Here is a 21216-nt window from a genome sequence, read left to right as displayed (position 1 = left end):
TCGAATGGCGCTCCACGGCAGACCGGCAGTTCATTTCGCCGCATTGGTCTGCCGATGCGTCAGGTCAGTTTCACCGGAAATGCCCTTAGGGGATGAACGGCGCAACTTCCCGCCCCGGCTCGAATGCGCCAATGCGTTGAATTTCCCATTCCAGCAAAATTCCGGACGTTTCGAAAACACGACGGCGAACCGTTTCGCCCAACAGCTCAAGGTCATGACCGCTGGCGTTCCCGGCATTGATCATGAAGTTGCAGTGCATCTGGGACATCAGCGCATCACCAATTCGAAAGCCGCGGCATCCCGCCCGGTCAACCTCTTTCCAGGCTGACGTTCCATCCGGGTTTTTGAAGGTCGAGCCGCCAGTTTTTTCACGCACCGGCTGGGCCGTTTCACGGTGATGCTGCACTGCATCCATTGCGGCTTTTATCGAAGCGGCACTGTCTGTCGGCCCTTGCAGAACGCATTGTGTAAAAATCAAGTCATCCGGTGCACCTGAGTGACGATACCGGTATGCCATCGCCTCAGCGTTCAATTGATGCACGACGCCCCGCCGGTCCACCGCCCTTGCAGAAACAAAGCGTTCAGCCATTTCCACGCCATTGGCCCCGGCATTCATACGCAGAGCACCCCCTATCGAGCCGGGAATGCCATGCAGGAAATGAAATCCGCCCAGGCCCGCTTCAAGTGCGACGGCTGCCACCCGCTTGTCCGAAGCGCCTGCGCCAACCTGCAATTGACCATCCGGCAGAAGCTCTACCGCCCCGAAGCCCTTGGGTGGAAGGCGGATGACCACGCCTTTTATGCCGCCATCTCGCACCATCAGATTGGAGCCGATGCCAACAATTGTGACTGGAATTTCCATCGGAAGCGCCGCAAGCAGCGCTGCCAGATCGTCTTCATCAGCCGGTTGAAACAGCAATTCGGCACAGCCGCCAGTGCGAAACCACGTAATCTTGTCCATTGGCGCGTCTGGGGTCAGCTTGCCACGCAAGGGTGGCAGCGCAATCCCGTTCAGCAACCCGGACCCGTCCATCACGCAGACTTCTGCGACAATGCGCGCAATTCGTCGGGCAGCGCATAGGCCCATTGGGTGATAGAGCCTGCACCCAGAAACACAACCATGTCTCCGGGTTCAGCAATTTTCGCAACCAGTGGTGCAATTTCACCTGGCCCCGTCACCAATTGCGAATGCCGGTGACCGCCCAGTTTCAACCGCTCCAGCAGACTGTCGGAATTGATACCTTCAATCGGCTCTTCACCGGCAGCATAAACCGGGGTTAAAATCACCGTATCGGCATCGTTGAAACAAGCGGCAAAATCGTTGAACAGGCTTTGCAGCCGGGTGTAACGGTGCGGCTGCATGACGGCGATTACCCGGCCACTGGCTGCCGAGCGTGCGGCGGAAAGCACTGCGCGGATTTCGACCGGATGATGACCGTAATCATCAAAAATATCCACACCATTGACCTGGCCGGTGTGGGTGAAGCGACGTTTGACGCCGCCAAAGGAAGCAAGACCGCGCAAGATCGCCTCTGTGGAAATGCCAATTCGGTGTGCGGTGGCGATGGCGGCAGTGGCGTTGGACACATTGTGCCGCCCCGGCATCGGCAGCACCAGATCTTTCAACTCGGTGACAACGCCCGTCACACGATCACGAATGGTCACATCAAAAACCGAGCGCGGCCCATTCACCCGCACATTGTGAAAGCGCGCATCGGCCTGCAGGTTTTCGCCATAGGTGATGACGCGCCGGTCTTCAATTTCCGACACCATCTTCTGCACTTCCGGATGGTCAAGACACATGACGGCAAAGCCGTAAAACGGCACGTTCTCAACAAAATTGCGAAAGGCTTCCCGCACTTTGTCAAATGTGCCGTAATGATCCAGATGCTCCGGGTCGATATTGGTCACGACCGCGACATCGGCAGGCAGCTTCAAAAATGTGCCGTCGGATTCGTCCGCCTCTACCACCATCCATTCACCATCACCCATGCGGGCGTTGGTGCCATAAGCGTTGATAATGCCGCCATTCACCACTGTCGGGTCCATGCCGCCTGCATCCAGAAGCGTCGCCACCATGGATGTGGTGGTGGTTTTGCCATGAGTGCCGCCAATGGCAATGGCCTGCCGGAACCGCATCAGTTCGGCCAGCATTTCTGCGCGGCGAACAATTGGCAAAAATCGCTCGCGTGCTGCCGCCAGTTCCGGATTGCTGCGGCGAATGGCGGTGGAAACCACAACCACCTCGGCCTTGCCAAGATTGGCGGCGTCATGACCAACATGCACTGTCACACCTTTTTCACGCAGACGTTGCACATTGGCGTTTTCGCTCTGGTCCGAGCCCTGCACCGTATAGCCCAGGTTGACCAGCACCTCGGCAATGCCGCTCATGCCAATGCCGCCTATGCCGATAAAGTGCACCGGACCGATATTTGGCGGCATTTTCATGAGCGGTTTATCCTTGTGAAAGTCAAAATTACCTGATGGCCTTGCGGGCGGGCATAGCCTCTACCAGATCGGCAAGCAACTCTGCCGCATTATGAATACCGGTTGCGCGCGCAGCAGCGGCCATGGTTTCAGCTGTGGCGGCATTGTTGGCAATCTCTGCAATCAGCTCTGCCAGCCGCGATGGCGGCAACTCAGCCTGCCGTGCAACGATGGCCCCGCCCTGCGCTTCCAACCGGGCGGCATTGGCAGCCTGATCATGGTCCAGCGCATAGGGGTAAGGCACCAGAATGGCCGGGCGGCCAATCACCGCAATTTCGGAAACGGTTGACGCGCCGGAGCGGCTGATCACCAGATGTGCCTTGGCAATTCTTTGCGCCATGTCGGCAAAGAATGGTGAAACTTCTGCCGGAATGCCCTTTTCTGCATAGAAGGCCCGAACTGCCGCTTCGTCATCCGCCCGCGCCTGCTGCGTAACCCGCAATCGGGCAACCAGCTCATCCGGCAATAGCGCAATGGCCTCCGGTATGGCCTGGGAAAAGAAACTGGCACCCTGACTTCCGCCGAACACCACCAGATTGAACGGCTCGCCTTTACGGCTGGCGGTATAGGGAATGGTTGCCGCTTCCAAGACTGGCGGGCGCACCGGATTGCCGGTAACAACAATCTTGCCGGCAATTTCCGCGACAGGATTGTCCTGCGCCATACCGGCAGCAATTTTCATCACCCGGCGCGCCAGAAAGCGGTTTGCCCGCCCCATGACAGCGTTTTGTTCGTGAATCAGTGTCGGCCATCCGGCCTGCGTTGCTGCCATCATCGGCGGCACGGTGGGGTATCCGCCAAAGCCGATTGTAACATCGGGCTTCAACTGGCGCAGCAAAGCGCTGGATGTGCGAAAGCCCCGCCACAATGTCCACAACGAACGCAGCATGGCCACAGGCTGACGAGAGCCGAATGTGGCCGAAGGCACAAGATGCACGGCGCTTGCGGGGAAATTTCCGGTGAACCGGCCTGCACGGTCATCTGTTGCCAGATGCACATCTGCTCCACGCTTTTGCAGTTCATGCGCCAGCGCCTGGGCCGGAAACAAATGTCCGCCAGTGCCGCCTGCGGCTATCAAAACACGCTTTGCCATGGGGTTACCGCGCACCATAGGCGCCGCCAAGCGCCATTGTGCGATTTTTCAACCTATCGATCTGCGAGGAATTTTCGGCCCGTTTGCGGGTCAATGCCAGCACAAACCCGGCAGAAATAGCCACTGCCAGCATGGATGAGCCGCCATAGGAAATGAACGGCAAGGTCATGCCCTTGGCTGGCATGAGCTGAAGGTTCACCGCCATGTTGATGATGGACTGCATGCCAAACAGCATGACCAGGCCCGAGATTGCCAGACGGGCAAAAACATCGCGCTGCGCAAATGCCACCTGCAGGCCGCGAATGACGATGAAGCAGAAAATTGCCGAAAGAAGCATGCAGGTTATGATGCCGAATTCTTCAGCAATGACGGCGAAAGCAAAGTCGGTATGGCTGTCCGGCAGAATGCGCTTGACCGTTCCTTCACCGGGGCCTTGCCCGAACCAGCCGCCGCGCATGATCGCTTCCCGCGCAGTGTCTGTCTGGAACGTGTCACCCTCACCCGTCAGAAAGCGGTCTATGCGGCTGGCCACGTGGGAAAATGACAGATAGGCGCCGAGAAAGCCGACAACGGCGATTGAACCCAGCATGACAATCCAGATCCACGGCAAGCCGGCCATGAAGAAAAGACCACCCCATGCACCAGCGGTCAGAATGGTCTGGCCCAGATCCGGCTGGGCCACAAGCAGGGCCGCCACCACCAGAAGCAGAATGAAGGACAGCAAATTGCCCGGCACTTCCGGTCTTCTGGCGCGTTCGGCAAACAGCCATGCGCACACCACCACAAAGGCCGGCTTCATGAATTCAGACGGCTGCACGCCAAACGGGCCGAAATACATCCAGCGCCGTGCACCCTTGACCTCCATGCCAAAAAACAGCGCCAGCACCATAACGACCAGCGAAGCGCCCAGCATGAAGAACGACACACGGCGAATGCCATGCGGTGTCAGCAGCGACGTGCCCAGCATAATGGCAATACATGGCACCAGAAACACGGCATGGCGTTTGACAAAGTGAAATGAGTCCAGACCAATTCGCTCGGCCACCGGTGGGCTTGCCGCGAAAGACAGCATCATGCCGCCAATCATCAGCATCAGAAATGCAGCCAGCAACCAGCGGTCAATGGACCACCACCAGTCTGCGATCAGGCCTTTTTGTGCACGACTGACGGCCATGGCTCACCCTTTGGCGAAAAGCTGAACTCCCGGAATTCGCGTTACCGCCAGGCGGAACGCGTCTCCCCGAACTTCGAAGTTACGAAACTGGTCAAAACTGGCGCAAGCCGGAGACAGTAAAACCACCTCGTCCTGCCCGGTATTGGCGGCGTCACGCGCAGCGCTTGCGACGGCCTTCTCCAGTGTACCGGAAATTTCGTAAGGAATTCGTTTACCAAGAGTCCTGGCAAAGTCATCTGCAGCTTCGCCAATCAGATAGGCCTTGGCAACGTGGCCGAACAGCGGCTCCAGCGTTTCAATTCCGCCAGCCTTCGGCACCCCGCCGGCAATCCAGTGCAGGCGTTTGAAACTGGCCAGCGCTGGCGCCGCTGCATCGGCATTGGTGGCCTTGGAATCATTGATGAACAAAACCTTGTTCACCAGTCCCACCTGCTCCATGCGGTGCACCAGCCCCGGAAAACTGGTCAGCCCGGCGGCAATCTCGCCTTCACTCAGGCCAACAGCAAACAAGGTCGCAATGGCTGCTGCAGCGTTTTGTCCATTGTGCCTGCCGCGCAGAGAGCCAATGCCCGTCAGATCAAAACGGACAGTCTGCCGCCCCTCGCTTTGGCCGATCACCGCCTGACCATCAAAGCCGAAACCGTCATCCGGCAGCTCCGCGCGTGAGATTCGCAAAACTTTGCGGCCATTGCTTTCAAGCCGCGCTGCAATTCCCCGGCAAAATTCGTCATCGACACCAATCACGGCCACACCGGCGTGCTGCAGCAACCGCTCCTTGACGTCAGCATAGTGCTGCATGGAGCCATGCCGATCCAGATGATCGGGAGAAAGGTTCAGAAGCACACCAACAGACGGCGCAAGCGATGGGGCAAGATCAATCTGGTAAGAGGAGCACTCAACCACGTAGAATTTGTCCACAGACGGCGCATCGAGGGTCAAGACCGGAACGCCGATATTGCCGCCAAGTTGCGTGTCACGCCCGCTGACTTTCAAACAATGGGCAATCAGCGCCGTGGTGGTGGATTTGCCATTGGTTCCGGTTATCGCGATGAAGGGCGAAACGGGCGCAGCCACCTGCCGCTCCCGCGAGAAAATTTCCACATCACCAATGATTGGCACGGCCGCTTCATTTGCCAGCGCCGCTGACCAGTGCGGCTGCGGATGTGTCAACGGCACGCCCGGTGAAAGCACCAGTGCCGCCAGCCCTTGCCAATCCAGATTGCGCAGATCCCCCGTCGGAATTCCCGCAATCGCCGCCGCTTCAACGCTGGCCGGGTTATCATCAAAGGCCACAAGATTTGCGCCGCCGGCAACCAGGGCCTGAGCAGTTGCCATGCCAGAGCCGCCCAAACCAAAAAGGGCGACTGCCTGCCCTGCGAATGTGCGCGCTGCTATCATACAGTTACCGCAGCTTCAGGGTTGAAAGACCAACAAAGGCCAGCATGAAAGCGATGATCCAGAACCGGACCACGACCTGACTTTCCGTCCAGCCAAGCTTTTCAAAATGGTGATGGATAGGCGCCATGAGAAAAACGCGCTTGCCGGTCAGCTTGAAACTGGCAACCTGGATAATCACCGAGAGAGCCTCGATCACGAACAAACCGCCAATAATGGCCAGCACCAGCTCGTGCTTTGTTGCCACCGCGACCGCACCGGTCAAGCCGCCAAGCGCCAGCGACCCCGTATCACCCATAAAGATAGCCGCCGGCGGCGCGTTGAACCAAAGAAAGCCCAGTCCTGCGCCAATCACCGCACCGCAGAGCACTGCCAGTTCACCCGTGCCCAGCACGAAATGTATCTGCAGATAGTTGGCGAAGTTGACGTTACCGGCAACATAGGCAATCAGCCCCAGCGCCGCGGCGGCAATCATGATCGGCACAATCGCCAGCCCATCCAGCCCGTCTGTCAGGTTAACCGCATTGCCGGAGCCAACCATGACAAAAGCCGCAAAACCAATGTAAAAAATACCCAGATCCAGCAGAAATTGTTTGAAAAACGGCATTGGAACAGACGTCGCCAGACCATCCGTTCCGGCATAGACGATGATGGCCGAAGCCAGACCGGCAATCACAAACTCCAGTGCCAGACGCGAGCGCCCGGAAAACCCTTTATGGCTCTGCTTCGTGACTTTCAGGTAATCGTCATAAAAGCCTATGGCACCAAAGCCCAGCGTGACCAGAAGCACTGCCCAGACATAGAGATTGGCAAGATCTGCCCAGAGCAGCGTGGCCACGACTACGCCTGAAAGGATCATCAGGCCACCCATAGTGGGCGTGCCGGCTTTTTTGAAATGTGTTTGCGGTCCATCTGCCCGAATGGGCTGACCACGACCCTGCCGCAGACGCAGCATGGCAATGATGGAAGGACCAAACAGAAAAACGACGATGAAGGAGGTGATCATCGCCGCGCCGGTGCGAAAAGTTATGTAGCGAAAGACGTTGAAGATCTGAGCATCATCCGCCAGATTTGCAAGATAGGTCAGCATGACTTACCCCGCAGGCTGGGCAGATGTTTCAGGGGTTGCAACTTCATCCGCATGTCCATTGGCAACAACTAACCCCTCTACCACCCTTGCAAGGCCGATTCCGTTGGACGCTTTCAGCATCACAACATCACCTGCTTTCAAGTACTCTTTCAGCCTTGCCTGAAGCTCTTGAACAGAGCCAAACCATTGACAGGCAATCTGCCCCTGCAGCGCATCTGCAAGCACGCGAATGGCTGGACCGACAAGAAACACGGCATCCACAGCCGCTTCTGCCAGCGGCTGTGCAAGCTCTCCATGCAACTGATCGGCATGTTCGCCCAGCTCCAGCATATCACCCATAACGGCGACACGCCGCCCGCCAGGGCCCGGCTCCGTGCTTGCCAATACCGCAATTGAAGCGCGCATGGATGCAGGATTGGCGTTGTAGCTTTCGTCGATCACCTGGAAGCTGCCCCCATCCGGCAAAGCCGCATCATGGCGGGCGCCCCGCCCTTTTCCAGCTCTCCAGCCAGCCAGGGCAGCGGCTGCCCTGGCAAGATCGCCTCCCACCAGATCAACAGCGCCAAGCACTGCAAGCACATTTTGTGCAAGGTGCCGCCCGGCAGAAGCCAGCCGCACATCCACATTCACGCCGTCAATGCGCGCTTCCATGCTGCTGCCGCCATCCAGTTTCTGGTAGCGCATCAGCCGGTATTCTGCAGTTGCGGCCTCGCCAAAACTGGTTATCCGCATTGCCCCTGCCGCCCGCGCCATATTGGCAAGGTGCGGGCCAAACGGGTCATCGGCATTGACGATGGCAGCACCACCGGCGGCAAGTCCTTCAAAAATTTCGCCCTTTGCCTCTGCAATTTCCTGAAGATCGCGAAAATGCCCCAGATGCGCTGGCGCAATCAACGTAACAATGGCCACATGCGGCTGAACCAGCTTGACCAGCGGGCGAATTTCGCCCGGATGGTTCATGCCAATTTCAAAAATTGCAAAATCTGTATCTTCCGGCAGCCGGGCAAGTGACAGCGGCACACCCCAGTGATTGTTAAAGGAGGCCGCCGAAGCATGCACGGTGCCGCAGGCGGCAAGCGCATGACGCAAAGCTTCCTTGGTGGTGGTTTTGCCTACGCTGCCAGTAATGGCAATGACATTGGCACGGGTGCGCATGCGCGCTACGACAGCCAGCCGCTCCATTGCCTTGAGCACATCATCCACCACCAGCAACGGAATGGAAAAACGCGCCAGCGCCGGCAAACGCTTTTCCGACACAACCAGCAGTGATGCGCCGCTGGCAACTGCCGCGCTTAAAAAGTCATGGCCGTCGAACCGCTCACCCTTGATGGCAAAAAATGCCTCGCCTGGTTTGACCGTGCGGGTGTCAATGGAAACACCCGTTATGGATTCAGGCATATTGCCGATCGGACGGCCGCCCGTTGCTGCCAGAATCGCCTCGCCCGTCCATAGCGGTTCTGTCATTGACCAATCTCCGAAATTGCGGCGCGCACTTCCTCGATATCGCTGAAATGCTGGGTCTGAGTGCCTATGGTCTGGCCAATCTCGTGGCCTTTGCCAGCAACAATAACTGTATCCCCTGCCTCTGCGGCGGCAACTGCCTGCCGGATGGCGGTGCGACGATCGCCAATTTCCAAAGCCCCCGGCGCCGCCGCAAGAATTTCTGCGCGAATAACCTCTGCCACTTCCGAGCGCGGATTGTCATCTGTCACAATCACCACGTCAGCCAGCCTCGTAGCAATTTCGCCCATAATAGGCCGTTTCAGCTTGTCTCTGTCCCCGCCGCAACCAAACACAACAATGACCTTGCCAGTGGTAAACGGGCGCACAGACGCCAGCACGTTTTCCAGTGCTTCCGGTTTGTGTGCATAGTCAACAAACACTGGCACGCCGCCACGCGCGGTGCCTGCCAGATCAAGCCGTCCCGGTGCACCTTGCAAATGCTCAAGCGCAGCCAATGCTGTTTGCACCGGAGTTCCGCTGGCAATGGCCAGGCCCGCTGCAACCAGCGCATTGGCCATTTGAAATTCACCGGCCAATGGCAGAACAATTCGGAAGAGCCGCCCTTCGGCTTCGATCTCGCCAATTTGCCTGTGACGCTCATGCTCCAGCCGCTTCAACTTCAGCAAATTGCCGTTACGGCCAACGGTGTGCACGTTCAACCCTGCGCGGGAAGCTGCATCGATCGCTGCCGCAGACCACTGATCGTCGGCAAAAACAACCGCAGGCGCAGTTTTTGGCAGCAGCGTATCAAACAGCCGCATCTTGGATTCGAAATAGTGTTCCACCGTGGGGTGGTAATCCATGTGGTCGCGGCCAAGATTGGTAAAACCGCCAGCCGCCAGCCGCACCCCATCCAGCCGCCTTTGTGTCAGCCCGTGGCTGGATGCTTCCATCGCAGCATGGGTTACACCCTCATCTGCCAGTTCGCGCAGCAACAGCGCCAGATCCACCGGATCGGGCGTGGTCAGCGTGCCATAATCATCGCGTGTCGGACTGCGCACGCCGGTTGTGCCAATTGAAGCCGCGGCATTGCCTGCCGTCTGCCATATCTGCCGGGTAAAAGCCGCAACTGACGTTTTGCCACTGGTGCCGGTAACGGCAACAATGGTCTGCGGTTGGCGTTCATGGAAACGCGCCGCCATAATGGCCAGCACATGTCGTGGGTCTTTGGCCCGAATATGCACAATGCCGGGCGACACATCTGCGCCTTCAGCCGTTAACACTGCGATGGCGCCGCGGCTGACGGCCTCTTCAATATAGGCGCTGCCATCGGCCCGCGTTCCAGCCAAAGCGGCAAACAGAAATCCAGGCACGACCTTTCTGGAATCTGCCGTCAAACCGCCTATGGTCAGGTTCTCTGCCCCGGCAGGCACGGAAATCAGGTTCTGGCAAAGGTCGGAAAGCTTCATCGGCTACCATCCACTAGAGCGCTCCATGCGATCTTCGATCACCTGAAGCGCTGCTTGTTGTTCTATCGCACTGTCCTGCTGTTGAAGCGATTTCGTTTCAACCGGGAATGCCATGTCTTGTCGAAAATTCGAACGCGGTTGGTGGCGGCAGAACCGGCAGGCTTGTGCCTGCCGGGAATCACCATCAATAGCTCACGAGAAGCTGCGGGTTCTTTTCGCCGAAATTGGGCCGTACATCGAGAAAAGTTGCTGTACGGCGCACAATATTGGCCACCGTTGGTGCAGCGTTCCAACCGGCGGTGGCAAAAGGCTGCCCCGGCGCACGCTGTGGCTCGTCCAGCACCACCAGCACAACATAGCGCGGCTTGCTCATCGGAAATGCGCCCAGATAGGCATTGAATCGCTTGCCTTGCTGGTAACGGCCATTCTCAACCTTTTCAGCCGTTCCGGTTTTGCCACCCACGTCATAGCCCGCCACGTTGGCGGAACGGCCAGAGCCTTGCTCGCCATTCAGGTGGAACAAATAGCGCATTTCATCCGACGTGCGCTGGCTGATGACCGGAACTTTCATGGCATCTGCATCTGCCTTGGATCGTGGCAGGAATGTCGGTGGAATCAAATAGCCGCCATTCACCAGCGCCGCCGCCGCAACGGCGGTCTGTAATGGCGTTGTGGAAACACCATGGCCGAACGAAATGGTAATGGAGTTGATCTTCTTCCATTCACGCGGCTGCGTTGGCATCGCCACTTCCGGCAACTCTGTCTGCATGCGGCTCAACAGGCCCAGCCGGGTCAGGAAGCTTTTGTGCTCGGCCACACCCACGGCATCTGCCTGACGTGCAGTGCCAATGTTGGAAGAATACATGAAGATTTCCGGGACAGTCAGAACCCGGTTCTTTCCGCGATAGTCTGAAATGGTGAAGCCGCCGATACGGATCGGCGCACGTGCGTCAAACGAATCCGTAATGCGCACTTTGCCGCTGTCCAGCGCCATGGCGGTTGTGAATGCCTTGAAGGTGGACCCCATCTCGAAGGTACCCGCTGACATGCGGTTGAGATTTTCCTTTTTCAGCGCATCGACAGGATTGTTCGGGTCGTAATCAGGCAATGACGCCATGGCAACGACTTCGCCCGTTTCCACGTCCAGAATAACCGATCCTGCTGCAATGGCCTGATATTTTTCCATGGCCGCTGCAAGCTCGTCGCGCACCACATGCTGAACACGCACATCCAGCGACAACTCAACAGGCTCCAGGTCCGTGCCAAAAGCCAGACCAGCATTTTGCAACGCGCGATAACCGCTGTCATCGACGTATTTTTCCATGCCGGCAATGCCCTGATTGTCGATATTGACATGGCCAACCACATGCGAGGCAGTGTTGCCGCCAGGGTAGAAACGGCGCTTTTCGGTGCGAAAGCCAACACCGGGAATACCCAGCATGTGAATGGCCTGCATTTGTGCGGGCGTGATGTCACGCTTCAACCAAGCAAAGCCGCTGGTGCCGGAAAGGCGATTGTGCAGAAATTTCGGATTCATGTCCGGAAGCACACTCAGCAGCAGCTCTGTCGCCTCATCAGCATCAACCACCTTGCGCGGCTCGGCAAACAGCGAGGCACTGCGAATATCCGTTGCCAGCACTTCGCCATTGCGGTCGATCAAATCGGGACGCGGCGCAGATCCGTCGTGCCGCATAGCGCTGTAGGCAGCCGCCTCATCTGGCGCAACACCCCAGAACAGCAGCCGCCCGCCAATAACCGCATAAACGGCGCAGAACATGCCGATTGCCAAAACGAAACGTGGCCGGTTGCGCAACGGCTCGACCCGGCGCCTGCGGCGCAGACACTCGGCCGGCGATACATCCTCTGGCGGCTTTGTCTTGGCGGCTTTTTTCCAGAATGCCATCATTGTACGACACTCCCGTTTCTGGCGATCAGGCCAGCGTTTCTGTCATTGGCTTCAGGCATCACCGGAACAGGCTCCGAGGGCAGTTCCTCAGGACCGACAATCTGTTCCGGGGTGATTGGTACAAGCGAAAGATCGCTCGAAAAAGCATTGGCCAGCCGCTGCAGCCGGTAAGGCTGGTTCAACAGACTCCAGTCCGCCTCCAGCAGCGAAATCGTGTCCCGCTCCAGCCCTATGCGCCGGTCCACATCGCGCAGAGCTTCCTCAACCGCTTCCGCCTCATGCTTGATGCTGAATGTCCAGGTGGCCGCGCCCAGCATTACAGCAACCAACACTATATCAAGTGGCCTCAGCATCAGCGTACAACTCCTGTTTGCGGCAACGCAGCAAGCGCGGGAAAATCAAAAAAGCTCGACATATCATCTCCCGCTCGCGCAGGGGCCGCAGTGCGAACCGCCCAGCGCAACTTGGCCGAACGCGCACGCGGGTTCAGCGCAATTTCTTCCGGAGAACCGGTTTCCGCCTTGTTGCGTGTGGCGAAAGTCGCGCTTTCCTGCGCAAGGTCGGGCATGTGCCGGGAGCCGGACGCAGCCTGCGAACGATCGCGCAGAAAGCGCTTCACAATCCGGTCTTCCAGCGAATGAAACGTCACGACAACCAGTCGGCCGCCCGGCTTCAACATTGCTTCGGCTGCCAAAAGCGCATGCGCCAGTTCACCCAGTTCATCATTGACGTAGATGCGCAGCGCCTGAAATGTCCGCGTTGCCGGATCGATCTTGTCCTGCGGCTTGCGCCCGACAACACGTCCAACCAGATTTGCCAGATCAAGCGTTGTTTCAAATGGCCGCTCGGCACGCCGCGCCTCAATAGCTCTGGCAATGCGCCCCGCCTGCCGCTCTTCGCCCAGGAATGAAAGAACACGCGCCAGGTCGCCAGCCTTGAGCCGATTGACGACATCTGCCGCCGTCGGCCCGGATGCGCCCATCCGCATATCCAGCGGGCCATCCTTCTGGAAAGAAAAGCCCCGCTCCGGCGTGTCAATCTGCATGGATGAAACGCCGATATCCAGCACAACCGCATCAACCGGCTCTGCCGCAATGGCCCGCATATCGGAAAAACGACCCTCAACCAGGCGCAGGCGCCCGGCGAGCTCGTGCAATATCGGGCCTGCGGCGGCTATGACAGCAGGATCCTGATCGATAGCAACAACACGCCCGCCAGCCTCGACAATTGCCCTGCTGTAACCGCCGGCACCGAAAGTGCCATCCACCACAAGATCGTCGGGCGCAACGGAAAGCGCCTCCATGACGCCTTGCAGCAATACAGGAATATGCCGCTCCTCAGCCATCAGCGCCCGCCTGCCCGCATGGACTGAAGGCGCGCACGCGCCTCTGCCCGGTGCTGCTCAAACTGCTCCGGCTCCCAAAGCTGGAAGAAATCATTGCGACCGACAAACACCACCTTGTCAGTAATGCCGGTATGAGAGCGGATAAAATCCGTCACGGTAATGCGCCCCTCGGCATCGAATTTCAAAAACGCCCCGTCGCCATAGGCAAACAGCGACATGTCGGCAAAAGCTTCACCAAACGGGTCCTCCGCCGCCATGCGCGCCTCATACCGCTCCAGAAGATCCATGCCACCCACATCAATTGCCGGATGACCGATCGATTGCAGCGCATACAATTCGCCAAAGCCCTTAGCCGCCAGCACCTGCCTGAAGCTTGCAGGCACAGACACCCGCCCCTTCGAGTCGATGTTGTTGACGGCGTTGGACAGGAACCGGTTCATCAAGCGCTACACCCGCCCTTTCAACCGATTTTGCGACATTCAAACCCCCGTTCGATTTACGGCAAAACAAAGCCCGCCAGCAGCCCGAACACGAACCGCCACCCCATCGCACAGCAACAGGAATGATTGATTGATGATGTGAATGCCGCCCCAGGCGACGACCCCGATTTTGTCTAATCGTTTACCATGGGCCATCTTGGGCGTCAATGGGAAAGCACCCCACAGGCATGGAATCCAGCCCGGAGCAAGCGCAGGCCGGAATTTACTTTTTATAAATTTATCAAATGGTTAACAAGGCGCACCAAAGACTTCGCCCCGGTGGGGCGTTATCCCATACAAAAAATCAAAGGAGCCAGTTGGCCTATAAGCCGGGTTCTGTGCCATGGCCCGGGGGCCATGCGACGACCATTCCTCTGGGACGCAACTTACGCTGCGCCTCTAGCAACCTACCCGAACGGCATAATCCGGAGAAGACCGGCAGCAAGCTGCCACGCCGTTCCTATTCGGTCTTGCTTCCGGTGGGGTTTACCTTGCCATTTCTGTTGCCAGAAACGCGGTGGGCTCTTACCCCACCCTTTCACCCTTACCTTACAACCCGCAAGCGGGTTCAAGGCGGTCTGCTTTCTGTGGCACTTTCCCTGAGGTCACCCTCGCCGGGCGTTACCCGGCACCGTTTCTCCGCGAAGCCCGGACTTTCCTCTTCCGCCACCTTTCGGCATTGACGTGAAGCGGCCGCCCGGCCAACTGGCGCGCGATAACTGTGGCGGCAGCCGCCAAATGTCAAGCAACCAGTGCGGCAATCATCAGATAGCCGGGGTTTGAGCTCAGTGATCCAACAGCGCTAGAAGCCCTTGAGTCTGCGCGAGCTGACGGCCAGTTTTTCCACAAGCTCATCCGTGATCGGCTGCTTTGCCGAGAATGTAACCCCGGTCTTCGTGGCCGTGAGTTTCAGGCAAGAGATTTCGTCAGCATATGCGGCGATGGCTGCCGGATCGACATACAGGCCGCACTGTTTGCTGAAGGCCGCATAGCCCGCAATGATCGTTTCCTCGATCTGAAAGCCGGGCATATTGTATTTGATGACTTCTGTCGCGTCCGGCAGCGCCCGCGAGAGTTGGGCGCGCAATTGGCTCAACATGGCGCGGAACTGCTCCGGGGCGGCGGCAATATACGCATCATGATGATCCATCGTCATGCTGGCACTATGCCTTCCGCCAAGTCGCAAGGCAACAAATCGGGCTAAACGCCGCACGCCGCCATCAGAGCGGCAATATGTCTGCCACCTAGTATTTGGCCAACTGCAAATTCACCTTCTTGCAGTATTTGCGTGAGGTCGGGTTAGAGCGTTTGGCGAAGTGCCCGGCATTGTATTTCAGAATGGTGCCGCACAATGTGCCGCCGCCACGCTCCTGCGCACCAGCCAGATATTTCAAGCCATACTTCAAGTTGGTCGCTGGATCGTACAGGGCCTTGCGGCTCCCACGAAATCCCATGTCCCGGGCGGTTGCCAGCTTGATCTGCATAAGCCCGATTTCGCCCGCTGAGCCTGTCACCTCGGGCCGATAGTTGCTTTCGACAAAAACCACCGCGTGGGCCAGCTCCACCGACACGCCTGCACGCTCGGCCTCCGCAGCTATCAAATCTGCAAAAGGCTCATCAGCAAATATTTTCTGGCTTTCTGGCTCGGCCAAGGGCGCGGTTGAAGTTGTCGAGGCCGTATCGGCTTGTACAAATTGTATCGGGGCAAGCAAAAGCATTACCGACCCGAGAATAGCGGGCAGTCTGTTCATTATATTCCTGAGATTGAAAACCAGCAGCCTAAACGCGCCCACCGGCTTGATCTATCGACACCCTGCAATACACGCCAAGGCTTCTAGGCCGTCTTTTGCAAAAGGAAAGGGTGCAGCAATATGTCTTTTCAATCACGCAATGTTAACGGTTGAAACAATTCCGGCAATGCTGATGGCTAACACGCCCTGTTCACAAAAGGCTGGGCCGCATGGTCAACAGCGTGTGGAGAACGCGAATTGTGCTTGCGTCCGCGACCCCGTCCACTTGTGCTGGCCGGTGATGGCGCTGAAATGCAATTGTGGCCAGACGCGTTGTTTCATCGAACACACCGTTGCATTCCAAATCATAACCAAACGCCGCCAACATGGATTGAAAGGCCTCCACTGGCTGCCCGCGATCGCCTGCAGACAAAAATCTCCCACTGGCAATTTTAGGCGCTGGAACATGCAGGCCCACACCTGCCGCCGAAAGTTGATCCCAAGGAAACAATTCGCCGGGATCCTGTTTGCGTGACGGCGCTATATCGGAATGCGCCACCACGTTTTCCGGCGCAATCGCCCAACGGTCGACACAATCACGACACAGTCGGATCGTTGCCTCTATTTGCGCTGGCGGGAATGGTGGCAGCCCGTAATCATGGCCCCCATTCACAATTTCAACGCCGATAGAGCGGGAGTTTATGTCGGTTATGCCCCGCCAGAAGCTCTGTCCGGCATGCCAAGCCCGCGATTTTTCCGGCACAAGCTGCAAAACCGTGCCGTCCTCTTCGATCAGGTAATGCGAGGAAACGCCGCCCTCCTCTTTCGTCAGCCGATGCAAGGCGGACGCACAATCTTTCATACCGGTATAATGCAGAACAAGCATATCGGGCCCGGCGCAACCGCGCCTTTCGCCGAAGTTCTGAGATGCCACCACACGATTTACGATGACGCTGTCTGGTTGAAAAATCACGCGACAGACACTTTGGAAATATTGTCCCAGGCGGCGTTGATGGCCTTCATACGCTCAGTTGCAATGGCCATGAACTCTTCCGGCAGTCCCCGCGCCTGCAGCCGATCAGGGTGATTCTCCCTGACCAAATCAAGGTAGCGGCTGCGAATGACCGACATTGTGTCGGTAGGCGAAACACCCAGAATCGCATAGTCACCCTGTGGTCCGGAAAGGACGTGCCGGGCCTTGATCCGTTCGAACTCGCGATCGCTTAGCCCGAATATGCGGGAAATATCGGACAGAAAGTCCAGTTCGCGCTCGTGCACCATGCCGTCAGCCGCGGCAATGAAGAAGAGCCCGTCCAGCACGTCCGTCAACATGGCGCAGTCGCCATCGCAGGATGTGCTGCAAAGTCTGCGCAATCTGGCAGCATATAATTCGTAGCCAGCGGTGTCCTGCTGCGCCAGATCATAGAGGCGAAACACGTTTGCCACTTCTTCAGGCGGGATGACAAAAATGCGGCGGAATGCCGTGATTTCATTCTGGGTTACGACACCATCCGCCTTCGCCATTTTTGCAGCCAGCGCGATCATGGCAACGGAAAACGCAACCCGCCTTCGGGTTTCAGTATCGCCGGCATACAGAGTGCGCAGCCGCTCGAAAATTGCTTCAAGAGCGGATAGACCTTGCTTTGCAAGGTCGCGCATCAATGCGCCAAGAGTAGCGAGGATCGACATCCGGCTTTCCCGACCGGATGCAGAGAGCAGCCGATACTGTTTAAAAAAAGAACCAGCCGGGGCTTACCCACCCTCGACCAGCAATATTGCCACAGTCATACCCTCAGACGCCGCGACTTTGAAGCGGTTTCGCGAAATTGTCTTGTTGCGGCCCTATGGCAGATGCGCCGTAGGGCCGCCAAATTTGACACTATTGAGTACCACCAGTTGTGCCACCCGGAGCAGGTGCTGGTGGCGGCGGCGGTGGCGGTGCATCCGCGGGCGGTGTCGCAGCGCCCGATGGCGGCGGTGGCGGTGGCGCAGGATCAGCCGGGGTGCTCGAATTGTCTGAGCAGGCCGCCAGACCCAGCAGCGCTGCAGCGCCTAAAGCTATCAAAGACCTACGCATGGAATTCCATCCTTTTGTATCGTCCCACCGCCTTTCAAACCCGGTAAGGGCAATAAAGTTCAAAATGTCGCATCACTCTGCGTTAATTTTTATTTCCCACGGTGATAGGCAACTGACAGGCTGAGGTAAGGCAAATAGGGCAAGCTTGGTTCAAAGCGCGGGCTAAAAGCGCAAATAATTTAAATTAATACAGATAGTTAGCGCAGCGTCGCAACTGAAACGCAAGTCAGAATTGTCCGACGGGGGTGACGCGAAATCATGCGGAAGAATCTTTTTAAAAGGCTGCTATCGCTGGCAACGGTTCCACTCGTCCTCGCAATCGCTGGCTGTCAAACGGCATCACTGAGTGTTGAAGACCTCGGACTCACACGCATTTCCGGCCAGACTTCAGCGCATTACCCTATCCACGGCATCGACATCTCCAAATATCAGGGGGAAATTGACTGGCACACTGCTCGTCGGGACGGCGTCGAGTTTGTTTACATCAAAGCGACGGAGGGTGGAGACCTTCTGGATTCTCGTTTTCATGAAAACTGGCGTGGAGCGCGGGCAGCGGGCATTCCCCACGGCGCCTATCATTTTTTCTACTGGTGCCGCCCGGGGATAGAGCAGGCCCGATGGTTCATCAAGAATGTGCCGCAGGATGCCCTGTCGCTTCCGCCGGTTCTGGACGTTGAATGGACACCGCATTCTCCCACTTGCACACGCCGTCCTGAGCGAGCAGAGGTGATTCGAGAAATGGGCGCGTTCATGGATGCGCTGGAAAAGCACTATCGCGTGCGCCCCATGATTTACTCGACTGTCGATATGCACAGGGAAAGGCTGGTTGGCGCATTTCCGGGACATAAATTCTGGCTTCGGGCAGTTGCCGCCCATCCTGACGAAATTTACGAGGATCGGCAGTTTCACCTGTGGCAGTATACCGCCACGGGCACCGTTGCGGGTATTCGTGGAGAGGTGGACCGCAATGCCTATGCCGGCACCCGCGAAGACTGGCACAAATGGCTGGCCACGGTTTCCAAACGCTAGAAAATTTCCCGTTGCACGAGGGTCGTTTTCATCGGCATGACAATGAGGCGACACCACGAGCCGGCCACCTCTACCGCCGCGGTTAAATCGCATGTGATGGTCGAGCTATGCAATATATGTGCCCGGCACACGTGCCGAAATCTTCAAACCGCCATTTTCTCGCGCTTTGCCCACTTTAATATTGGCTCATCCAAGGATTCATCATGTCTGCTGCCCGCCGTTTCGGCCTGCCATTGGCCCTTTTACTCGCAACCAGCACTGCCGCACTTGCGCAGACCGCTGCCTGCGGTGGAAATTTTGGTGAATTTGTTCAGGGCGTCCGGGCAGAAGCCATCTCGCGCGGCATGTCTCCGGCTGGTGTGGACAGAGCCCTGGCCAATGTTCGCCAGGACCAGAAGGTTCTTCAGCGGGATCGCGCCCAGGGCGTGTTTCAACAGGCGTGGATGCAGTTCCAGGGCCGCATGGTCAACAACAACCGATTGGAACATGGCAGAGCCAATCTGAAAAAATATGCTTCCGTGTTCAACAAGGTAGAAGCGGAAACGGGTGTGCCGGGAGCAGTGATTGCCAGCTTCTGGGGGCTGGAAACCGACTACGGCAAGGTGCTGGGGGATTTTGACACACTGAACGCACTTGCCACGCTGGCGCATGACTGCCGCAGGCCAGAACTTTTTCGCCCCCATCTGATGGGTGCTATCGAACTGGTTGATCGTGGCTACCTGACGCCTCAGCAAATGCGTGGGGCATGGGCAGGTGAGCTGGGGCAGACCCAGATGCTGCCGGAAGATTACATCAAATTCGGAACAGACGCTGATGGCAACGGCCAGATCAACCTGTTGACGGATGTGCCCGATGTTCTGGTAACCACGGGCAAGTTCATCCAGTCGCTGGGCTGGCGCGCTGGCGAACCGTGGCTTGAAGAAATCCGTGTTCCAGACGATTTTCCGTTTGAACGTGCCGCGCTTGTTGCCAAGGAACCGCGGGCCAATTTTGCTGCCCTGGGTGTAACAAAAGCTGATGGTTCACCGCTGGAGCGCGACTCGCTGCCTGCTTCCATCGTTCTGCCGCAGGGCCGCGGCGGTCCGGCATTTCTGGCGTTCCCGAATTTTGACATTTACATCACCTGGAACAACTCGCTCACCTATGCGCTGACAGCGGGTTATTTCGGAACCCGGCTTGATGGAGCGCCAGCAGTGCGCCCCGGCAATCCGCAACCGGGGCTGGATGGCGACCAGATGAAACTGTTGCAGCAGCGGCTGGTTTCGCGCGGTTACGATGTCGGCAAGGTGGATGGCATCCTGGGTGCCAACACCAGAGCGGCCGTACGTGAAGAGCAATTGCGGCTTGGCTTGCCCGGTGATGGCTGGCCAACCCCTGCCCTGCTCGGCAGGTTGCAGTAGAGCCTTTAACGCCGTCAATCCGTTCCTATATTGAGTACGCCGGTGTGTTCCGGCGTTCCCACGGAGGAAAAGCGGGAATGATCACGGTCGAATATATTCTGCCCGGTGACCATGCGACGATGGGACATTCAGAACGCCTGCGCCGCCTCAAGCGGCTGGCGTTGCTGGCACGGGTTATGGATACCGCCATTCGCATACCGGGCACCGGCATCCGCTTCGGAGCGGATTCGGTGATGGGCCTTATGCCATTGGTGGGTGACGCAGGTGGCGCGCTTGTTGGTCTTTTGATCATCAACGAAGCACGGCGCATGGGCGTGCCACGCAATCTGCTGTTGAAAATGGCCTATAATGTTGGCGTCGACACAGTGGTTGGTGCCGTGCCGGTCGCGGGCGACGTTTTTGACGTCTATTTCAAATCGCACAAGCGCAATGTGAACATCATTCACGAGCATTTCGGTGTCAGGCCCGACCGGGCCTGATACAATAGTGGCTCACGCCGATCGGTTTCATCAGATACGGCATTGAGCCACTTTCCTGTCATAGTCAGGGTAAAGCAGCGGCAACATGCGCGCATGCGCTCCAACATCCATTCTCAGAAACTGCTTCTGCTTTTCGGAAAGGGCCGTTTCCATGATCGGACCCGCGCATTTGCAGCAACGTTCTGTGTCTGCGTGCAGCCAATTGGATCCCAATATTATTCACTGAAACCTCCGCTTGGCTTTTTGGCAAACTTTATCGCATTGGCAAAAAACCGTTCGATGCGAGGTTCGCGGCGCCTGCCTTATGGTTGCAGTGCACAGTCATCGCCAATCATCAAATCTACCTCGAAAGGCGTAAATTCCTTTAGATTATGGCGTTTTCGCTCACGGACAAACATTACCGCGTTGCAGCGAATTTTATCTAACGGATTAACGGGTTCTGGAAAATTTCAGCATTTTTATCGTTTTAAATTAGGTTCTTGCGTATTATTTTTCTGTTTCTTCGGCTTTGCCGCAACGATTTTGGGTTTACGAAGCGTTTATATTAATTCAAACTGCAACATACCGTGAGAAGGGAGTTGTTTCCGATGGAAATTACGCGTTCGCTAAATCTGCTGATG

Annotated in this window: 21 protein-coding genes and 1 other RNA gene; 4 read left to right on the top strand and 18 right to left on the bottom strand. The window is 57.3% G+C overall.

Annotated features, from left to right (window positions below; translation table 11 throughout):
• Window positions 1-85: 85 nt before the first annotated feature.
• The 18 genes from murB to FPY71_RS18435 all read right to left on the bottom strand — a co-directional run bounded on the left by murB (window position 86) and on the right by FPY71_RS18435 (window position 17688).
• Complete coding sequence (gene murB / locus FPY71_RS05770) at window positions 86-1033, bottom strand: UDP-N-acetylmuramate dehydrogenase (RefSeq protein ID WP_149298432.1); 948 nt, start codon at window positions 1031-1033, stop codon at window positions 86-88.
• Window positions 1033-2448, bottom strand: a complete 1416-nt coding sequence (gene murC, locus FPY71_RS05765; RefSeq protein ID WP_149298430.1) for a UDP-N-acetylmuramate--L-alanine ligase — start codon at window positions 2446-2448, stop codon at window positions 1033-1035. The genes murB and murC overlap by 1 nt, the downstream gene beginning before the upstream one ends.
• Window positions 2449-2476: 28 nt before the next feature.
• Window positions 2477-3580, bottom strand: coding sequence for an undecaprenyldiphospho-muramoylpentapeptide beta-N-acetylglucosaminyltransferase (gene murG / locus FPY71_RS05760; protein WP_149298428.1), 1104 nt, complete (start codon window positions 3578-3580; stop codon window positions 2477-2479).
• 4 nt (window positions 3581-3584) lie between these two features.
• A complete protein-coding gene (locus tag FPY71_RS05755; protein ID WP_149298426.1) occupies window positions 3585-4754 on the bottom strand; it encodes an FtsW/RodA/SpoVE family cell cycle protein in 1170 nt (389 codons plus the stop codon).
• A 3-nt stretch (window positions 4755-4757) separates the two neighbouring features.
• Window positions 4758-6152, bottom strand: coding sequence for a UDP-N-acetylmuramoyl-L-alanine--D-glutamate ligase (murD, locus tag FPY71_RS05750; protein ID WP_149298424.1), 1395 nt, complete (start codon window positions 6150-6152; stop codon window positions 4758-4760).
• 4 nt (window positions 6153-6156) lie between these two features.
• Window positions 6157-7239, bottom strand: coding sequence for a phospho-N-acetylmuramoyl-pentapeptide-transferase (gene mraY / locus FPY71_RS05745; protein WP_149298422.1), 1083 nt, complete (start codon window positions 7237-7239; stop codon window positions 6157-6159).
• Window positions 7240-7242: 3 nt separating this feature from the next.
• Complete coding sequence (locus FPY71_RS05740) at window positions 7243-8703, bottom strand: UDP-N-acetylmuramoylalanyl-D-glutamyl-2,6-diaminopimelate--D-alanyl-D-alanine ligase (protein ID WP_149298420.1); 1461 nt, start codon at window positions 8701-8703, stop codon at window positions 7243-7245.
• Window positions 8700-10151, bottom strand: a complete 1452-nt coding sequence (locus FPY71_RS05735) for a UDP-N-acetylmuramoyl-L-alanyl-D-glutamate--2,6-diaminopimelate ligase (protein ID WP_149298418.1) — start codon at window positions 10149-10151, stop codon at window positions 8700-8702. Before FPY71_RS05735 ends, FPY71_RS05740 begins: the two co-directional genes overlap by 4 nt.
• A gap of 184 nt (window positions 10152-10335) precedes the next feature.
• Complete coding sequence (locus FPY71_RS05730) at window positions 10336-12057, bottom strand: peptidoglycan D,D-transpeptidase FtsI family protein (RefSeq protein ID WP_188052221.1); 1722 nt, start codon at window positions 12055-12057, stop codon at window positions 10336-10338.
• Window positions 12054-12410: a cell division protein FtsL gene (gene ftsL, locus FPY71_RS05725; RefSeq protein WP_149298417.1), complete on the bottom strand. Its 357-nt coding sequence runs from the start codon at window positions 12408-12410 to the stop codon at window positions 12054-12056. Before ftsL ends, FPY71_RS05730 begins: the two co-directional genes overlap by 4 nt.
• A complete protein-coding gene (gene rsmH / locus FPY71_RS05720; protein ID WP_149298415.1) occupies window positions 12410-13402 on the bottom strand; it encodes a 16S rRNA (cytosine(1402)-N(4))-methyltransferase RsmH in 993 nt (330 codons plus the stop codon). The genes ftsL and rsmH overlap by 1 nt, the downstream gene beginning before the upstream one ends.
• Window positions 13402-13842: a division/cell wall cluster transcriptional repressor MraZ gene (gene mraZ, locus FPY71_RS05715; protein ID WP_149298413.1), complete on the bottom strand. Its 441-nt coding sequence runs from the start codon at window positions 13840-13842 to the stop codon at window positions 13402-13404. The genes rsmH and mraZ overlap by 1 nt, the downstream gene beginning before the upstream one ends.
• Window positions 13843-14190: 348 nt before the next feature.
• An RNA gene (rnpB, locus tag FPY71_RS05710) (RNase P RNA component class A) lies at window positions 14191-14590 on the bottom strand.
• 93 nt (window positions 14591-14683) lie between these two features.
• Window positions 14684-15037: an iron chaperone gene (locus tag FPY71_RS05705; RefSeq protein ID WP_149298411.1), complete on the bottom strand. Its 354-nt coding sequence runs from the start codon at window positions 15035-15037 to the stop codon at window positions 14684-14686.
• Window positions 15038-15125: 88 nt separating this feature from the next.
• Window positions 15126-15632: a lytic transglycosylase domain-containing protein gene (locus tag FPY71_RS05700; protein WP_149298409.1), complete on the bottom strand. Its 507-nt coding sequence runs from the start codon at window positions 15630-15632 to the stop codon at window positions 15126-15128.
• A 190-nt stretch (window positions 15633-15822) separates the two neighbouring features.
• Window positions 15823-16584 carry a peptidoglycan recognition protein family protein gene (locus tag FPY71_RS05695; protein WP_246160138.1) on the bottom strand — a complete coding sequence of 254 codons (762 nt, stop codon included), beginning with the start codon at window positions 16582-16584 and terminating at the stop codon, window positions 15823-15825.
• Window positions 16581-17300, bottom strand: a complete 720-nt coding sequence (locus FPY71_RS05690) for a J domain-containing protein (RefSeq protein ID WP_149298407.1) — start codon at window positions 17298-17300, stop codon at window positions 16581-16583. The genes FPY71_RS05695 and FPY71_RS05690 overlap by 4 nt, the downstream gene beginning before the upstream one ends.
• Before the next feature lie 190 nt (window positions 17301-17490).
• A complete protein-coding gene (locus tag FPY71_RS18435) occupies window positions 17491-17688 on the bottom strand; it encodes a hypothetical protein (protein WP_188052220.1) in 198 nt (65 codons plus the stop codon).
• A 258-nt stretch (window positions 17689-17946) separates the two neighbouring features.
• Between FPY71_RS18435 and FPY71_RS05680 the strand changes: the two genes are divergently transcribed.
• The 4 genes from FPY71_RS05680 to FPY71_RS18560 all read left to right on the top strand — a co-directional run bounded on the left by FPY71_RS05680 (window position 17947) and on the right by FPY71_RS18560 (window position 21166).
• Window positions 17947-18717, top strand: a complete 771-nt coding sequence (locus tag FPY71_RS05680) for a glycoside hydrolase family 25 protein (RefSeq protein ID WP_149298405.1) — start codon at window positions 17947-17949, stop codon at window positions 18715-18717.
• A gap of 203 nt (window positions 18718-18920) precedes the next feature.
• On the top strand, window positions 18921-20117 hold the full coding sequence (locus FPY71_RS05675; protein ID WP_149298403.1) for a lytic murein transglycosylase: 1197 nt from the start codon (window positions 18921-18923) through the stop codon (window positions 20115-20117).
• A gap of 77 nt (window positions 20118-20194) precedes the next feature.
• A complete protein-coding gene (locus FPY71_RS05670) occupies window positions 20195-20596 on the top strand; it encodes a DUF4112 domain-containing protein (protein WP_149298401.1) in 402 nt (133 codons plus the stop codon).
• A 93-nt stretch (window positions 20597-20689) separates the two neighbouring features.
• Entirely contained in the window at window positions 20690-21166 is a 477-nt protein-coding gene (locus FPY71_RS18560; protein ID WP_210246237.1) for a hypothetical protein, read from the top strand.
• Window positions 21167-21216 lie beyond the last annotated feature (50 nt).

Origin of the sequence: Aureimonas fodinaquatilis, assembly GCF_008369445.1 — a bacterium.
GTDB lineage: Bacteria > Pseudomonadota > Alphaproteobacteria > Rhizobiales > Rhizobiaceae > Aureimonas > Aureimonas fodinaquatilis.
The sequence above is the reverse complement of the archived record's forward strand: the minus strand, read 5'-3'. Positions and strand labels throughout refer to the sequence as shown.

Coding starts and splice junctions, on each gene's coding strand:
- murB (WP_149298432.1), bottom strand. CDS start 1,033: ATGGACGGGTCCGGGTTGCTGAACGGGATTGCGCTGCCACCCTTGCGT.
- murC (WP_149298430.1), bottom strand. CDS start 2,448: ATGAAAATGCCGCCAAATATCGGTCCGGTGCACTTTATCGGCATAGGC.
- murG (WP_149298428.1), bottom strand. CDS start 3,580: ATGGCAAAGCGTGTTTTGATAGCCGCAGGCGGCACTGGCGGACATTTG.
- FPY71_RS05755 (WP_149298426.1), bottom strand. CDS start 4,754: ATGGCCGTCAGTCGTGCACAAAAAGGCCTGATCGCAGACTGGTGGTGG.
- murD (WP_149298424.1), bottom strand. CDS start 6,152: ATGATAGCAGCGCGCACATTCGCAGGGCAGGCAGTCGCCCTTTTTGGT.
- mraY (WP_149298422.1), bottom strand. CDS start 7,239: ATGCTGACCTATCTTGCAAATCTGGCGGATGATGCTCAGATCTTCAAC.
- FPY71_RS05740 (WP_149298420.1), bottom strand. CDS start 8,703: ATGACAGAACCGCTATGGACGGGCGAGGCGATTCTGGCAGCAACGGGC.
- FPY71_RS05735 (WP_149298418.1), bottom strand. CDS start 10,151: ATGAAGCTTTCCGACCTTTGCCAGAACCTGATTTCCGTGCCTGCCGGG.
- FPY71_RS05730 (WP_188052221.1), bottom strand. CDS start 12,057: ATGATGGCATTCTGGAAAAAAGCCGCCAAGACAAAGCCGCCAGAGGAT.
- ftsL (WP_149298417.1), bottom strand. CDS start 12,410: ATGCTGAGGCCACTTGATATAGTGTTGGTTGCTGTAATGCTGGGCGCG.
- rsmH (WP_149298415.1), bottom strand. CDS start 13,402: ATGGCTGAGGAGCGGCATATTCCTGTATTGCTGCAAGGCGTCATGGAG.
- mraZ (WP_149298413.1), bottom strand. CDS start 13,842: ATGAACCGGTTCCTGTCCAACGCCGTCAACAACATCGACTCGAAGGGG.
- FPY71_RS05705 (WP_149298411.1), bottom strand. CDS start 15,037: ATGACGATGGATCATCATGATGCGTATATTGCCGCCGCCCCGGAGCAG.
- FPY71_RS05700 (WP_149298409.1), bottom strand. CDS start 15,632: ATGAACAGACTGCCCGCTATTCTCGGGTCGGTAATGCTTTTGCTTGCC.
- FPY71_RS05690 (WP_149298407.1), bottom strand. CDS start 17,300: ATGTCGATCCTCGCTACTCTTGGCGCATTGATGCGCGACCTTGCAAAG.
- FPY71_RS18435 (WP_188052220.1), bottom strand. CDS start 17,688: ATGCGTAGGTCTTTGATAGCTTTAGGCGCTGCAGCGCTGCTGGGTCTG.
- FPY71_RS05680 (WP_149298405.1), top strand. CDS start 17,947: ATGCGGAAGAATCTTTTTAAAAGGCTGCTATCGCTGGCAACGGTTCCA.
- FPY71_RS05675 (WP_149298403.1), top strand. CDS start 18,921: ATGTCTGCTGCCCGCCGTTTCGGCCTGCCATTGGCCCTTTTACTCGCA.
- FPY71_RS05670 (WP_149298401.1), top strand. CDS start 20,195: ATGATCACGGTCGAATATATTCTGCCCGGTGACCATGCGACGATGGGA.
- FPY71_RS18560 (WP_210246237.1), top strand. CDS start 20,690: ATGCGCTCCAACATCCATTCTCAGAAACTGCTTCTGCTTTTCGGAAAG.